Source organism: Bacillus sp. LJBS06 (genome assembly GCF_016924995.1).
Classification (GTDB): Bacteria; Bacillota; Bacilli; order Bacillales; family Bacillaceae; genus Bacillus; species Bacillus stercoris.
The window spans coordinates 3,629,636-3,644,829 of the sequence record NZ_CP070483.1; the positions used below are offsets into that span (position 1 = coordinate 3,629,636).

Annotated in this window: 17 protein-coding genes; 8 read left to right on the plus strand and 9 right to left on the minus strand. The window is 42.1% G+C overall.

The window, feature by feature from the left end; all coding sequences use genetic code 11:
- Positions 1 to 15 precede the first annotated feature (15 nt).
- The 3 genes from JQX68_RS18410 to alsS all read right to left on the minus strand — a co-directional run bounded on the left by JQX68_RS18410 (position 16) and on the right by alsS (position 3,184).
- Positions 16 to 543: an NAD(P)H-dependent oxidoreductase gene (locus JQX68_RS18410; RefSeq protein WP_147772616.1), complete on the minus strand. Its 528-nt coding sequence runs from the start codon at positions 541 to 543 to the stop codon at positions 16 to 18.
- A gap of 99 nt (positions 544 to 642) precedes the next feature.
- Positions 643 to 1,410, minus strand: coding sequence for an acetolactate decarboxylase (gene budA / locus JQX68_RS18415; RefSeq protein WP_014665621.1), 768 nt, complete (start codon positions 1,408 to 1,410; stop codon positions 643 to 645).
- Positions 1,411 to 1,471: 61 nt separating this feature from the next.
- Complete coding sequence (alsS, locus tag JQX68_RS18420) at positions 1,472 to 3,184, minus strand: acetolactate synthase AlsS (protein ID WP_040081612.1); 1,713 nt, start codon at positions 3,182 to 3,184, stop codon at positions 1,472 to 1,474.
- A gap of 156 nt (positions 3,185 to 3,340) precedes the next feature.
- On the opposite strand from alsS, the gene alsR reads away from it, so the two are divergent.
- Positions 3,341 to 4,249, plus strand: coding sequence for an acetoin biosynthesis transcriptional regulator AlsR (gene alsR, locus JQX68_RS18425; RefSeq protein ID WP_147772617.1), 909 nt, complete (start codon positions 3,341 to 3,343; stop codon positions 4,247 to 4,249).
- A gap of 210 nt (positions 4,250 to 4,459) precedes the next feature.
- Positions 4,460 to 5,788 carry an arsenic transporter gene (locus JQX68_RS18430; RefSeq protein ID WP_069150448.1) on the plus strand — a complete coding sequence of 443 codons (1,329 nt, stop codon included), beginning with the start codon at positions 4,460 to 4,462 and terminating at the stop codon, positions 5,786 to 5,788.
- Between the two features lie 54 nt (positions 5,789 to 5,842).
- Here the strand turns inward: JQX68_RS18430 and JQX68_RS18435 are convergent, their stop codons facing one another.
- From JQX68_RS18435 to cotH, 3 genes are all read right to left on the minus strand, one after another.
- Positions 5,843 to 6,520 carry a DUF2642 domain-containing protein gene (locus tag JQX68_RS18435; RefSeq protein ID WP_069150449.1) on the minus strand — a complete coding sequence of 226 codons (678 nt, stop codon included), beginning with the start codon at positions 6,518 to 6,520 and terminating at the stop codon, positions 5,843 to 5,845.
- A 58-nt stretch (positions 6,521 to 6,578) separates the two neighbouring features.
- Positions 6,579 to 7,715 (minus strand): spore coat protein CotH, encoded by a 1,137-nt coding sequence (locus JQX68_RS18440; RefSeq protein WP_147772618.1) that lies wholly within the window; start codon positions 7,713 to 7,715, stop codon positions 6,579 to 6,581.
- 127 nt (positions 7,716 to 7,842) lie between these two features.
- Entirely contained in the window at positions 7,843 to 8,931 is a 1,089-nt protein-coding gene (cotH, locus tag JQX68_RS18445; RefSeq protein ID WP_147772619.1) for a spore coat protein CotH, read from the minus strand.
- 141 nt (positions 8,932 to 9,072) lie between these two features.
- On the opposite strand from cotH, the gene JQX68_RS18450 reads away from it, so the two are divergent.
- From JQX68_RS18450 to JQX68_RS18460, 3 genes are all read left to right on the plus strand, one after another.
- Positions 9,073 to 9,621 carry a CotG/ExsB N-terminal domain-containing protein gene (locus JQX68_RS18450; protein WP_147772620.1) on the plus strand — a complete coding sequence of 183 codons (549 nt, stop codon included), beginning with the start codon at positions 9,073 to 9,075 and terminating at the stop codon, positions 9,619 to 9,621.
- A gap of 173 nt (positions 9,622 to 9,794) precedes the next feature.
- Positions 9,795 to 10,412: a flavin reductase family protein gene (locus tag JQX68_RS18455; protein WP_147772621.1), complete on the plus strand. Its 618-nt coding sequence runs from the start codon at positions 9,795 to 9,797 to the stop codon at positions 10,410 to 10,412.
- A 157-nt stretch (positions 10,413 to 10,569) separates the two neighbouring features.
- Entirely contained in the window at positions 10,570 to 10,914 is a 345-nt protein-coding gene (locus tag JQX68_RS18460) for a DUF4181 domain-containing protein (protein ID WP_014665630.1), read from the plus strand.
- A gap of 2 nt (positions 10,915 to 10,916) precedes the next feature.
- Here the strand turns inward: JQX68_RS18460 and ggt are convergent, their stop codons facing one another.
- Positions 10,917 to 12,494: a gamma-glutamyltransferase gene (ggt, locus tag JQX68_RS18465; protein ID WP_147772622.1), complete on the minus strand. Its 1,578-nt coding sequence runs from the start codon at positions 12,492 to 12,494 to the stop codon at positions 10,917 to 10,919.
- Between the two features lie 212 nt (positions 12,495 to 12,706).
- On the opposite strand from ggt, the gene chrS reads away from it, so the two are divergent.
- Genes chrS through chrA form a run of 3 tightly spaced genes read left to right on the plus strand, consistent with a single transcriptional unit; the run spans position 12,707 to position 14,318 of the window.
- Positions 12,707 to 13,183 (plus strand): chromate efflux transcriptional regulator ChrS, encoded by a 477-nt coding sequence (chrS, locus tag JQX68_RS18470; protein WP_014665632.1) that lies wholly within the window; start codon positions 12,707 to 12,709, stop codon positions 13,181 to 13,183.
- Between the two features lie 14 nt (positions 13,184 to 13,197).
- The gene (chrB, locus tag JQX68_RS18475) at positions 13,198 to 13,785 is read left to right on the plus strand and encodes a chromate efflux transporter subunit ChrB (RefSeq protein ID WP_071581647.1); all 588 of its coding nucleotides are present in this window, start codon (positions 13,198 to 13,200) and stop codon (positions 13,783 to 13,785) included.
- A complete protein-coding gene (chrA, locus tag JQX68_RS18480) occupies positions 13,782 to 14,318 on the plus strand; it encodes a chromate resistance efflux protein ChrA (RefSeq protein WP_147772623.1) in 537 nt (178 codons plus the stop codon). Before chrB ends, chrA begins: the two co-directional genes overlap by 4 nt.
- A 26-nt stretch (positions 14,319 to 14,344) precedes the next feature.
- Here chrA and JQX68_RS18485 read toward each other — a convergent pair whose 3' ends face one another.
- Both JQX68_RS18485 and JQX68_RS18490 read right to left on the minus strand, forming a co-directional pair.
- On the minus strand, positions 14,345 to 14,566 hold the full coding sequence (locus JQX68_RS18485) for a hypothetical protein (RefSeq protein WP_014665635.1): 222 nt from the start codon (positions 14,564 to 14,566) through the stop codon (positions 14,345 to 14,347).
- Positions 14,563 to 15,108, minus strand: a complete 546-nt coding sequence (locus tag JQX68_RS18490; protein WP_147772624.1) for a flavodoxin family protein — start codon at positions 15,106 to 15,108, stop codon at positions 14,563 to 14,565. The genes JQX68_RS18485 and JQX68_RS18490 overlap by 4 nt, the downstream gene beginning before the upstream one ends.
- Positions 15,109 to 15,194 lie beyond the last annotated feature (86 nt).

Consider the following 15,194-nt stretch of genomic DNA (forward strand, 5'->3'; position numbering starts at 1 on the left):
GGGCAGGGCTTTCTTTTAAACAAAAGGCTGCTGGATGTATTCGGCTAATCGTTTTGCACTGAGAGAAATATCCTCTGAAGTTGCATAATTCACGCCATAGAACACATATGGAGGCAGATACTTCATACCGATCAGATTACTCGTGGCCTGAAATGGTTTCAATAGCTCACTGATCGAGTAATGATTGGCGCCGCCGGCTTGATATTTTTCCGCTTCGCTTCCTGTTGATACAGCCAGCATCAGCTCCTTGCCATGCAAAGCATTTCCTTCTGAACCAAAAGCCCAGCCGTAAGTCAGCACAAGATCCTGCCATTTTTTCAAGAGCGGCGGAGAGCTGTACCAATATAGCGGGAATTGAAAGACAATCCGATCGTATTCCTCGCACAGCTTCTGTTCCTTCGCAACATCTATTTCTTCATCCGGGTATTCCTTATAAAGATCCCGTACTGTGATATTGTCATGTTTGCTCAATTCTTCAGCCCACGCCTTATTAACAACTGACGTCTCCATATGAGGATGAACTGCCAAAACCAATATTTTCATCAGACCACACCCTTACTGTTTTGATGTTATTTTATCTAAAATCAGGAAAAGAGCCAAATAAAAAGAAAGCCCTGCAAAAAGGGGCTTTCTTTTTTTCTTTTATTCAGGGCTTCCTTCAGTTGTTTCGATATCTTTCGCAAAATCAGGGTTATCCAGATTCGCATTAAAGAAATCCGCTGTGTTCGGAAGTCTGAGATTCATGTTCATTTTTTGAGAAATCGTAACCGTGCAATCCTCTAGCACATAGTCAAAAACGTGTCCGCCTGAATTGCGTCCTTCGTCAATGAAGTGCAGGTGATAGCCAGAAACGGCGATTCCGTTTGCATAAGCTGGTGTCAAGAAACCTACGATCGTTCCTCTCACGTTGTCGAAGTTGAAGATCGGCTGTGTTTTGACCGCTTCAACCATTGGCACGTAAGGTTTTTCTTGCAATTCTACCGTTCTTGTCTGCACCTTTTTAAACAGTCCGTCAATACGGATTGCGTAAAATAAGTTTTTGCTTGGCAGAATGCTGTTGATCTCTTTTTCAAATTCTTCACGTGTCATTTTCGCATCAATTTTGTGCGTCATGTCCGGTGTAAAGAATGTAAATGAACAGAACGGTGAACGGTCCCCTTTTTGGACCGGTGTCGCGGTTCCGTCTGAGCGGAGACGGTAAAATTCCCCGTCAAACCCAATCAGCTCTCCGTCAAGCTTGTTAAAGGTTCCGATACCGAAGTCCCCATATTTCGGAATCTCTGACAGTTCAAAATCCCCGTCATATACTCCGTCTAATAGAGAAGTCATTGTTGATACTTGATAAATCTGGCTCACAGGCTGATCTTTTTGGCCGCGGTGGAGCACTTGAATGTTGCTTTCGCGTTTCATATTTCCCTTCACTCCTTTTAATTAGTGCTGTTCATAAAACAGTGTCGTGATGCGCAGAGTGCTAGAGAGCTTTCGTTTTCATGAGTTCCCCGAATTCTTTCGGAAGCTTGTCACTTGCTAAATTAATGTTATCACTATAGTCAACCGGGACATCAATGATAACAGGACCTTCAGCGTTCATGCCTTGACGCAGAACATCTGCCAGCTGGTCTGGTGATTCTACGCGCAAGCCAGTTGCCCCGAAGCTTTCCGCATATTTCACGATATCGATATTTCCGAAATCGACCGCAGATGTACGGTTATATTTTTTCAATTGCTGGAATGCAACCATGTCATATGTGCTGTCGTTCCATACAATGTGTACAATTGGTGCGTTTAGTCGAACTGCTGTCTCTAACTCCATTGCTGAGAATAAGAAACCGCCGTCACCAGAGACAGAAACCACTTTTTCTCCCGGTTTCACCAATGAAGCGCCGATTGCCCAAGGAAGCGCAACGCCGAGTGTTTGCATACCGTTACTGATCATTAATGTTAACGGCTCGTAGCTGCGGAAATAACGTGACATCCAAATCGCGTGTGAACCGATGTCACAGGTCACTGTAACATGATCATCGACTGCATTACGCAATTCTTTAACGATTTCAAGAGGATGCACTCTGTCTGATTTCCAATCTGCAGGCACCTGCTCACCCTCATGCATATATTGTTTTAAATCAGAAAGGATTTTCTGCTCACGTTCTGCAAAGTCCACTTTTACAGCATCGTGTTCGATATGATTGATCGTGGACGGAATGTCACCAATCAATTCAAGTTCCGGCTGGTAAGCATGGTCAATGTCAGCAATAATCTCGTCTAAATGGATGATTGTCCGGTCTCCATTGACATTCCAGAATTTCGGATCATATTCAATTGGGTCATAGCCGATAGTCAGAACGACATCCGCCTGCTCAAGCAGCAAATCGCCAGGCTGGTTGCGGAATAAACCGATCCGGCCGAAGTACTGATCCTCTAAATCTCTTGAAAGGGTACCGGCAGCCTGATATGTTTCAACAAATGGAAGCTGAACCTTTTTCAAAAGCTTGCGAACCGCTTTAATCGCTTCCGGTCTGCCGCCTTTCATGCCGACTAAAACGACAGGAAGTTTTGCTGTTTGGATTTTTGCGATGGCCGCACTGATTGCATCATCTGCTGCAGGACCGAGTTTTGGCGCTGCAACAGCGCGCACGTTTTTCGTATTTGTGACTTCATTCACAACATCTTGCGGAAAGCTCACAAAAGCGGCCCCAGCCTGCCCTGCTGACGCTATCCTAAATGCATTTGTAACAGCTTCCGGTATATTTTTTACATCTTGAACCTCTACACTGTATTTTGTAATCGGCTGAAATAGCGCCGCATTATCTAAAGATTGATGTGTCCGTTTTAAACGATCTGAACGGATCACGTTTCCAGCAAGCGCAACGACAGGGTCTCCTTCAGTGTTCGCTGTCAGCAAACCTGTTGCCAAGTTAGATGCACCCGGCCCTGATGTGACTAACACGACTCCCGGTTTTCCAGTTAAACGGCCGACTGCTTGCGCCATAAATGCTGCATTTTGTTCGTGCCGGGCAACGATAATTTCAGGTCCTCTATCTTGTAAAGCATCGAATACCGCATCAATTTTTGCACCCGGAATGCCAAATACATGTGTGACACCTTGCTCCACTAAGCAATCAACAACAAGCTCCGCCCCTCTGTTTTTCACAAGGGATTTTTGTTCTTTTGTTGCTTTTGTCAACACCCTCACTCCTTATTATGCATTTTAACGTAAAATTTTAAATGACTTGTGATACGTTTCACTATACACTCTTTGGAAATTGACCTCCAATATCGATTCGCCTTATGATTAATATGTAATACGAATTATTAACCTATGGAAAGGAATGCATATTTAATGGAGCTTCGCCATCTTCAATACTTTATCGCGGTAGCCGAAGAGCTTCATTTCGGAAAGGCTGCCCGACGGCTGAACATGACGCAGCCTCCTCTCAGCCAGCAGATCAAACAGCTGGAGGAAGAAGTCGGGGTGACGCTTCTGAAAAGGACAAAACGATTTGTCGAGCTTACCGCAGCAGGAGAAATCTTTTTAAATCATTGCCGCATGGCATTGATGCAAATCGGACAAGGAATTGAACTGGCACGGCGGACGGCCCGAGGCGAGCACGGCCATCTCGTAATCGGTTTTGTCGGATCAGCTACATATGAATTTCTGCCGCCGATTGTCCGGGAATACCGCAAAAAATTCCCATCTGTAAAAATAGAGTTACGTGAAATATCCTCGTCTAGGCAGCAGGAGGAGCTACTAAAGGGCAACATTGATATTGGTATACTTCATCCTCCCTTACAGCATACAGCTTTGCATATCGAAACCGCCCAAAGCAGCCCTTGTGTTTTAGCTTTGCCTAAGCAGCACCCATTGACTTCTAAGGAATCAATTACGATTGAGGATTTAAAAGATGAACCAATTATTACTGTAGCTAAAGAAGCATGGCCTACTCTATACATGGATTTTATTCAGTTCTGTGAGCAAGCGGGCTTCAAACCCAACATCGTCCAGGAAGCTACAGAATACCAAATGGTGATTGGTTTAGTCAGTGCTGGAATTGGTATTACATTTGTTCCTTCCTCAGCCAAAAAATTATTTAATTTGGATGTAACTTATCGAAATATGGACCAAATACAGCTTAATGCAGAATGGGTTATCGCTTACCGCAAAGACAATCATAATCCGCTTTTAAAGCACTTTATTCATATTTCAAATTGTCAGCAGACAAGAACTAAAGAGAGTGATGCAGGTACATGAACGTTACTTGCAATCTCTTTTTTCTTTTGGGATTCTTATGGAATTTTTATTAATTTAATATAATCGCTTAGTACAACTTCATATCAGTATACGTATACATACAGTACAAATAGTTGGCAAGGACATTAGTAAGCGCATGACAATCGTCTGATTTTAATAATGAAAGATAGAGAGGTGAAGTAAATTATTGAGTTCACCAGCATATTAACATTGCTCGCTTTTTTCGCAACACTGATTTTTATTTACTGGAGGCCAAAAGGACTAAATGAAGCTATCCCCGCAACATTAGGCGCTTTAATGGTTTTATTGTGCGGAAGTGTGTCATTGGCAGACTTAGGGGAAATAGGAACAAAAGTCACGGGTGCATCGGTTACAATCCTTGCCACTATGATTATGGCCATTGCACTGGAGAGCTTTGGTTTCTTTTATTGGGTGGCTGCAAAACTGCTCCAACAATCCAGGGGTTCTGGCATCAAGCTTTTTTGGCTAACCAATTTGCTCTGCTTTCTCATGACCATTTTCCTAAATAATGATGGGAGCGTTTTGATTACAACCCCAATCCTTTTGCTTGTACTAAAATATTTAGGTTTAAAAAAACATCAAAAAACCCCATATTTATTAAGCGGTGTTTTAATAGCCACAGCCTCTAGCGCACCGATTGGCGTAAGTAATATTGTGAATTTAATTTCTCTCAAAATCATTGGAATGGATCTTTATCTTCATACCGCCATGATGTTTGTCCCTAGTATGATGGGACTCATTTTTATGACTTGTCTACTGTTTATGTTCTTTTATAAACGTCTTCCCAAGAGCCTGCCAGATATACCGGGCCATTTTCAGTCTCTGCAGCATAGAAGGTACCATCCTCTTCATTCGCCGTCAGCTCCTTTACGAGAACGAAATCAAACAAAAATCATGCTGTTTGTGCTTGCATTTGTTTTTCTCGTCAGATTAAGTCTATTTGCAGCATCATATACTGGTATTTCTGTTCCTCTTGTCGCTGTCATCGGGTCTTTTATTCTTTTGGGCTGGAGATGGATTTATTTCAAAACCTCCCCAAAAGACTTGTTATACAAATCTCCTTGGCACATTTTTATATTCGCTTTTACTATGTATGTCTTAATTTATGGTCTGCATAATATCGGATTCACTGAGTTACTTGTGAGCTATTTTGAACCAGTGGTTTCTGGAAGCCTCGCCCATGCAACTTTCGCATCGGGTATCTCTACTTCAGTCTTTTCTAATCTATTTAACAACCATCCAGCTTTAATGATCAGTACTTTTACCTTAACTGAAATGCCACTGAATCCTTCAACAACAAAAATCATCTACTTGGCAAATATTATCGGCAGTGATATCGGTTCATTATTATTGCCTATAGGAACCTTGGCAACACTTATTTGGATGCATATACTAAAACAGCATGATGAAAGTATTTCATGGGGCGAATATATCAAAACGACCATTATCATCATTCCGCTGACCGTTCTTTTTACGTTGACATGTTTATATGTTTGGATCAGTTGGTTATTTCTTTAGCCAGTATGGAATGAAAAACTGCCTTCCGCTATTCAAGAGGGCAGTTCTTATAAACTAGGGAAGATGCATTGTCTTTAGATGATTCAACTTCCAAATGATCGGCTCTCCACTTGCGTTAATCAGCTCAATTATATTATTGGAAACATCTTTTAATAGTCCGACTTTTTCTGGCACCTCTCCCATATCGAAGATGACCAATTCACCAATATATTTTTTGATCTGCTCCTCAAAATTACGGACAAGAGGAACATTGGAAGGCACGACAGGCAATTGTGAGTTATCAAGAGTATACGGTGTTTGTTCAGTTGAATAAGGGGTAAACCATTTTAAATGATGCATAGATATAAAAAGGATTTTAAATACGGGTGAGAAAAATACAATATAATCGTTTAAAATGTTTGTAACATACCCATGTATCGATCGACCCCCAGTTACATAAACTTCAATAAATTGGCCTTTGACCTTGTTTAATGTATTTCTATATGAAAAAGCTTGAGTTTCTGCCTCCGTCATTGGATCTTCCGGATTGATCAAAATTGATTTCTTATTGCTGGTCATAATTTTCGCCTTGTTCATTTGATGAAGATGCAATAATGGAATATAAAGATAATTGCAGCCATCAAATATAACAAAAATATCCTGTCCGACATCTATGAGGGTGCCAACAAACCTTGTATCTCCTGAAATGACAACCTCAATATCTGTGTCAAGTAATTGATTCAAACCTTTCACTATTCTCCTCCTTTAACTGAAAAAGGGCATCACTCAATCTGATGCTCCCCGTTATCAATTAAAATTTGCGTTTCCAGTGATAGTCTATCGTTCTGACAATCGTTTCATGGCTATAATCTTCTTTTTGTCTTCCTGAACTTTTGAAGGAACTTGAATAATCTGATGATCTTGGTGATCGTTTAGATGATTTTGATGAACTTCTTGAACCTGATGAGCTGTAAGACTTTGATGATTGATAATCTGAAGATTTTGATGATCGTTTAGATGATTTTGAAGAACTTTTTGAACGTGACGAACGATAAGATTTTGATGATTGATAATCCGAAGATTTTAGTGATCGTTTAGATGATTTTGAAGAACTTTTTGAACGTGACGAACGACCAGATTTGGATGATTGATTATCTGAAGATTTTAGTGATCGTTTAGATGATTTTGATGAAATGAACGAACTGCTGTCTTTATCATGATTGTCTTCTTGGTTTTGCTCATTCTTTTGATCCTCTTTTTTGTGCGACCCTTTTGGACCTAAGCTGATGCTTTTTATGTGAAAAGGATAGATGCGAAGCACCTCTTGATTTTTCACTAAAGTATAATGGCCGTCAGCATTATCTACAAGGATACCCTCAATTGCTTCCGGACCTCCACGATTAATGGAAACCCATTTATGAGTTAGGCTCTTAAAAACCTCGCTTAATTCATCAGCTTCCAGGACACCCGCTGGCGTCTGTTCTTCTGTTTTCAAATCGGGCTCATGTTTACTTATGCTTTTGATGTGATGGATAGCAAAATACACTACCCCATCCTCATTTGTGTTTAACGCAGCGTAATCATCTCCCAGCCAGACTAATCTTCCTTTTTTAGATTCCGGACCCCCTTGATTAAATTGAACTGATTGGTTCATTAATTGTCCGATTAAGCTATGAAAATCATCAGCGTCGGGCATTTCCTCAGTCTCAATTGTTGTGGTGCTATTATTGGTATCCTCAGTAATGCTTTTCACATGATCCAACTGATAATAAATTATTTTCTTTTCAGCTTGTAAAGCAATATAATCTGATTTTACAGCTGCTAATTTTCCTTTTTTAGATTCCGGACCTCCACGATATACAGTAACAATTTTATCTTTCATTGAGTGCAAAAAGTTATAATAAGATATTTCATTATTTGAATGATATTTCATTCTCCTCTTGCTCATTCAAATTCCTCCTAGTCACTTATACATAGATGATAAACATACTGCATATATACGTGTCACATTTATTTGTTGAACTAATTCAATAGCCTAATTGTCGCTTTTTCAGCGAATACCCATTTTCACACATTTATAAAATACTTAAATGATTATTGAGGTATTGTGAACGGTTTATAATATACTCGCAGATCACATCCGGCTCACGGTCAAAACGCTCAATATCATTCTTTTTATACGGGTCCATCAGGACAAACGGCCTAATTCGTTCATACATCGCCATGATTTTCGGTTTCATATATTCTATTGTAAAAAGAGATTGGAGCGTTTTTTCTAACAGGCGCTTGTAAGACCTGCGAAAATCGGGTTCATCCAATATCCGGGCGGTTAGTGTATTAAATCCTTGAATCCTTACATAATCGGCAGCCATCCGCTCTCCATGGATATCCCTGCCCCAGGTCGCGTCATAATCCCAAGGAATCACCTCAAATAATCCGGTTTCCCCGCTTCTGTATAATGCGTAGTTGTGGACAAACCCGTCATAGTTTGAGGTGAATACAATACCGGCAAGCCATCGCAAATACTTATCGACATCCACATGCTTTGTCACTTCTGATTTAAACTGAGCTTTAGGGACAGTATTAATTTTAAAAATCATATCCTGTAAATAAAAATCATCCTCCTCAGTCCCTGTCTTCTTTTCATATCCAAGCTCCAGCGAGGTCTTCGTTTCTCTTTCCAAATCGCTCATCAGAGAAAAGTTAGCATCATCATCCACCGCGTAAAAAATCGCACCGTCCGCCAGCTTCCTTTTTGCTAAGTAATATTCATCAACGGATTCTAGTTCAAGATAAACCCCTTCATTCTTCCCATTCAGCTTTACAAACACAAACTCTGCCTTTGGAGACAGTGTCCCTAGATCTGAGAAAAAATCCAGAGACAATTTGTTTCTCATCAAAGAAGGATCTTTATACTCCGCATTTAAGTGAATCTCTCGTGCGCCGCGGAATAACTTAGGCTGATAAAAGGAAATATGGTATGACTTCTTTTTGAAGTCTCTGATATGTGACCCCCGATACGCGATATCAATATCCAGCCTTTTTTGGTTTACCTTCATCACAGCCGGCACCGGATCATCGTCCCATATATCCTTTTTTAATTCACGCAAATCTTTTGGATGAACAAACAGCTGATAAAGCGGTAAATTGGATTGATTCTTCATCCATAATCCCCCTTACAAATTTTAGGCGTTTATTTTTATGCGATCTCAGCGGAACACTTATACACTTTTTAAAACCGCGCGTACTATGAGGGTAGTAAGGATCTTCATCCTTAACATATTTTTAAAAAGGAGGATTTCAAATTGGGCCACTACTCCCATTCTGACATCAAAGAAGCGGTGAAATCCGCTAAAAAAGAAGGTTTAAAGGATTATTTATACCAAGAGCCTCATGGAAAAAAACGCAGTCATAAAAAGTCGCACAAAAAATCTCGCAGCCATAAAAAATCATACTGCTCTCACAAGAAATCTCGCAGCCACAAAAAATCATACTGCTCTCACAAAAAATCTCGCAGCCACAAAAAATATTACTGTTCTCACAAAAAATCTCGCAGCCACAAAAAATCATACCGTTCTCACAGAAAATCTCGCAGCCACAAAAAATCTTACCGTTCTCACAAAAAATCTCGCAGCCATAAAAAATCTTGCCGTTCTCACAAAAAATCCCGCAGCTACAAAAAGTCATACTGTTCTCACAAGAAAAGATCTCGCAGCTTTAAAAAATCATGCCGCACACACAAAAAATCTTACCGTTCCCATAAGAAACACTGCAAAAAGCACGATGATTATGACAGCAAAAAAGAATACTGGAAAGACGGCAATTGCTGGGTAGTCAAAAAGAAATACAAATAATTTAAGTTTCCATTGTTTCAATAGGCTGCCGGCTGAGGTACGGAAGCCTATTTTTTCATTTCCCCTGTATTAGATATATGTCATGACATAACATATGCAACCCGCATCATTTGGTTTCCTCGAAACCATTTCGTTATAATCAAGATATCCTAACGATAAAGGCGGTTGTTGCCATGTACATATTTCAAGCTGACCAGCTTAGTGCCAAAGACACATACAAGCTATTGTCAGGTACCGTTATTCCCCGCCCCATTGCATTTGTGACAACACTTTCTTCAGGAGGAGCGGTAAATGCCGCGCCTTTCAGCTTTTATAACGTCGTCAGCTCAGATCCTCCGCTCCTCAGTATTTCTGTGAACAGGGCGGGAGGACGCCAAAAAGATACAGCGCGAAACGCAGTGGAAAACGGAGAATTTGTCGTTCATGTCAGTGATGAAGCCATCATTGAAGATATCAATGAAACGGCTGCAAACTTAGGGCCGGATGAAAGCGAGCTTACGCGCACCTCGCTTCACCCTGTTGAAAGCAACGCTGTTTCGGTTCCCGGCATTCAGGAAGCCTGTGTTCGCTTTGAGTGCACATTAGAGCGGCATATTACCTTTAACAATGATCAAGGAGTCACTACAGCAGATCTGCTCATCGGAAGAGTTGTCTGCTTCCACCTAGACGAAAAGGTGTATGATGCAGAAAAGGGATATATTTTGACAGATGAATTAAAGCCAGCCTCACGATTGGCGGGAAACCATTATGCCAAGCTCGGGGAAGAATTCACACTGATTCGTCCCAGCTGAACAGAAGGACTATTTAAATAGAAGAAACTAGTCAAAAAGACCTTGTTATTACATAATGTTACCTATAAAAAAAGAACACCCGGAGAAAGCTTCGGGTGTTCTTTTATGAAACGTTTTTCCTTTTTCTTCGTATAAAAGATAAAGAGGAGGGATTAGAATGGAAGGCACTCATTTTTTGATTGTGATACTGGTCATGTTATTTACCAATATTGCTTTTTATACCTATGCCCGAAAAAAACTTGGAATCCCTAAACCACCTCGGTGGTATAAACCTGTAAATACTACACAAGGATTACTGGACATCATCTTGCTCATTTTATTAGGTTTTTCTTTGTTTCACTTTCCTCCCGAGAAGATGCTTATTTTATTTCTGCTCTTGTCGAATTGTTTGCGTACATTTATGGAATGGAAATATAGGCAGGAAGAAAAACAATATGTACACTATTTATTTGGTGCCGCCACACTTCTAGTTATTCTTATTTATATTTGTGTTTTCTTCTAATCTCAAACCCCCACAGCCGCTCCGTCTCCCCGGGGATCAGCTCCGCCTTGGAGAAATCCTTCTTCATCAACTTTGATTGCTGCCGCATGTCCCATCAGCGGATCATAGTCACCGACAACCTCCACGAGATGTCCGCTGTCTTTCAGTTTTTGGATTGTTTTCTCTGTGAATCTGCCCTCGACTCTGAGGCCTTCGTATTCCTCTCCCCACGTTCTGCCCCATACCCAGCGCGGTTCGCTGATTGCCTGCTGTGGATCCATTCCGTAATCCAGCATTCGGGTAATGATGGCCGTCTGGGTCTGCGGCTGGCCTTCGCCGCCTTGTGTTCCGTACAGGATTTTCGGCTTTCCGCCTTTACAGACCATAGCCGGCATCAGCGTATGGAAGGTGCGCTTTCCCGGTTCAAGTGTGTTGACATGATGTTCATCCAATGAGAAAAATGACCCGCGATTTTGCAGCAAAATGCATGTATCACCGGCAGTGACTGCCGAGCCAAATTCAAAGTACAAGCTTTGAATGAATGACACTGCGTTGCCATCCGCATCGATTACGGCCGCATATGCCGTATCACTTCCCACCGGTCTGCTTGCAGCCGGTACTGCGAGATAGCCGATTTCTTCTGCCAATCGTTTTGCATAACCTTTGTCCAATAGCCTTTCAAGCGGGATGTCTGCAAACGCCGGATCAGTCAGGACGGCATTCCGATCTAGAAAACTCTTTTTCAATGCCTCCACAAGCACATGATAATACGTAAAAGATCCATGTTCGATTTTGGTGAAATCATAGTTTTCCAAAATGTTCAGTGTTAATAAACCGGTAAATCCCTGAGAATTCGGCGGCGCCTGATACACACTGTATCCTCGATAATCACTTGATACAGGCTCCGTCCACTCGCCCCGGTGCGCTTTAAAATCATCGAGTGTCATGTAACTGCCGTTATTTTGTAAATACGAGACAATCCGCTGAGCAATATCTCCTTCATAAAATGCGCTTCTTCCTTTTTTGGCAATCATGTTCAAGCTCTCTGCAAGATCTTTTTGCACAAACCGCTCTCCCGGAATAGGTGCTTTGCCTCTTCTTGTAAAAATGTCGGCTGTGTAAGGCGTGGAGACGAGCAGTTCAAGATTCGTTTCTGTGTGACGGCACTGATCGGCTGATACAGGAAACCCATTTTGGGCATAATCGTGTGCTGGCTCCAACACGTCCTCAAGAGACATGCGACCATACTCCTTCAGTACCGCATCCCAGCTATCAACCATCCCGGGCACAGTAATGGCACTGTCAATTCCCCGCAGCGGAATCACGCTTTTTCCCTTATATACATCTCTCGTTACGTTTTTTCCTGAACGTCCGGTGCCATTGTAGACTTTTACTGATTTTGTTTTCTGATGAAAGGTCAGCCAAAAGGCATCCCCGCCAAGTCCGGTCATATGCGGATACACAACCGCCAGGCAAGCACTCACCGCAACGGCGGCGTCAAATGCGTTACCTCCTTTGTCCAGTATGCGGTTTCCGGCCTGAGAAGCAAGATAATGCGGACTAACGACCATTTGCTTTGTACCGATGACAGATTTGTTCATCACAAGTCCCCTTTTTAAGAGATTTTCTTCAGTATAGGGAGCCTGATTTTTCACATCTACTGATCCGGCAGAAAAACTGACGAACTTTCTTCTTTTCGCAAACAATAAGATATTTATTCGTTCATTTCGAAAACAAATAAAATTTTTTCGTTCGAAACGTAACTTTTTATGATAAAATGATGGCTAAAAGGCTACGAAAGCAGGTGGAGCAATTGAGTCATGAATATCAAATCCCCAACCTTGTACTTGATGAGACTGATAAACAAATTCTCACGATTTTGCATGAAGAAGGCAGAATTTCTTATACGGATCTTGGCAAAAGAGTCGATTTGTCCCGAGTCGCCGTCCAGTCTCGTATCAACCAATTAATTGAAGCCGGCGTTATTGAAAAATTCACCGCGGTCATCAATCCCGCTAAAATCGGCATCCATGTATCCGTGTTTTTCAATGTCGAGGTGGAACCGCAATTTTTAGAAGAGGTCGCTCTTAAGCTTGAGGAAGAGCCTGCGGTCACCAGTCTTTATCACATGACAGGTCCGAGCAAGCTGCATATGCATGGGATCTTTGCCAACGATCAAGAAATGGAAGAGTTTTTAACAAAACGGCTGTATCCATTGCGAGGCGTCGTCAGTGTTGATTGCCAGATGCTGATCAAACGATACAAAAGCCGTATGGGAATGAAGCTGTAAAGGAGAGAAACAAAATGAAAAACCATCCTTATCGGGATATGACGGCCGCGATGGTGCGCACCGGCATATTAGGATTCGGCGGCGGACCTTCCGTGATTCCGCTGATCCGCCATGAAGCGGTCAATAAATATAAATGGATTGATGATGATGAATTCGGAGAAATATTAGCAATCGCTAATGCGCTTCCCGGGCCGATTGCCACAAAAATGGCTGCGTATCTGGGCTTCAAGCTTAAAGGCACATTAGGTGCCATTGTGGCGACACTCGCCCACATTCTGCCTACATGTCTTGCGATGGTGGGCTTGTTTGCGGCAGTAAATGTGTTAAGCCATTCAGCAGTTGTTGCCGGCATGATAGGCGCCGTCACGCCGGTGATTGCAGTAATGCTCGGAATTATGGCGTACGAGTTTGGCCAAAAAGCGCTTAAAGGTTTCGGCTGGGTCACCGGAATCCTGTTTTTTATCATCGCTTTTATCGGCCTGCAAACGTTTCAGATCAATCCCGGCCTTGTCATTATCATTTTCTTAGCGTACGGGGCATTTCATTTTAAACTGAAAGACAAAGTCACAAATAAACATGATAAAGGAATGTCGGCCTCATGATATCGATCTATTTATTTATGGCGTTTTTTATCGCAAACCTACTGGGATATGGCGGCGGACCTGCATCTATCCCGCTAATGTTTGAAGAAGTCGTAAACAGATACAGCTGGCTTTCAAACGATCAATTCTCAAATATGCTCGCACTTGCGAACGCATTGCCGGGCCCCATCGCCACCAAAATCGCCGCGTATGTCGGCTACAGCGCAGGCGGTTGGCCCGGCTTCCTGATTGCCCTGATTGCAACCATCGTACCGTCGGCGCTCGCATTGATCGTCCTGCTGCGCATCATCCAGCGCTTCCGTCAATCCCCTGTTATCAAAGGCATGACACTGTCCGTTCAGCCTGTCATCGCGGTCATGATGCTCATTCTTACCTGGCAAATCGGCGCAGACGGCATCAAAGCAATCGGATGGATCCAATCTATTGTAATTGCGGGGATCTCCCTCCTTGCCATGACAAAATTCAAAATGCATCCGGCATTTTTGATTATTGCGGCGTTTTTATATGGAGGCCTTGTAATTCCTCATTTGTAGAAAAAAGCACCCTGAAAGGTGCTTTTTTATTTTGGACCAGAAATGCCGTTCGATATGACAGCTGTTTCTTCTCCTGCGTCACTCTTGATGATGTGCTTGACTTGCAGCGTGGTTCCTGCCATTCTCACAGATTTCTTCAACTGGGGTGAATCGGTTTCAACATGTATCCAAACAGGAGGCTGGACCTTCCAAAATAAAAAGAATGCAAGAATCAGCATGCCAGCAATGACCGACAGCAAAAACTTCATATCGCATCGCTTCTTTTCAGTAAGCGGCTCGCAACGGACAGCGCCTGATGATCACGAAGAATATCGCCTGGACGATTGCCTTCTCCCAGCACATAACCTTTAAATGGAATTCCCATAAAATGAAAAATATGTTCAAATTGCTGAATCAGCGGCAGCCCTTTTATTTTTGGGTTGTCTCCGCCCACTGCTGTTACATATGCCTGTTTCGCTGACATTTGCTGTTTAAAATCAGGAAATCTCGGATCTCTCAACGTCTGTGACCAGCGATCAATAAACAGCTTTAATGTCCCTGACATGCCAAACCAATAAATTGGGGTGGCGAATACAAGAATATCGCACGGCAATATCCGCTCAATGATAGAATCGTAGTCATCTTGAACAGGACGAAAGCCGTCTTGGTCGTGGCGCAGATCTTCAATTGGCTGGATTCGATATTTCCGCAAATGAATGTGCTCTGCATCAAATCCTTGAACAGCCTTCTCCGCAAGAATATCCGTATTTCCGCCAGACCGAGTTCCGCCATTTATAACCGCAATTTTCATGATGCATCTGCTCCTTTGTTTACGAATGATTTTCTTCATTTTATAATGGATTCATCAATCAATACAGATGATTATTTCGATTAATC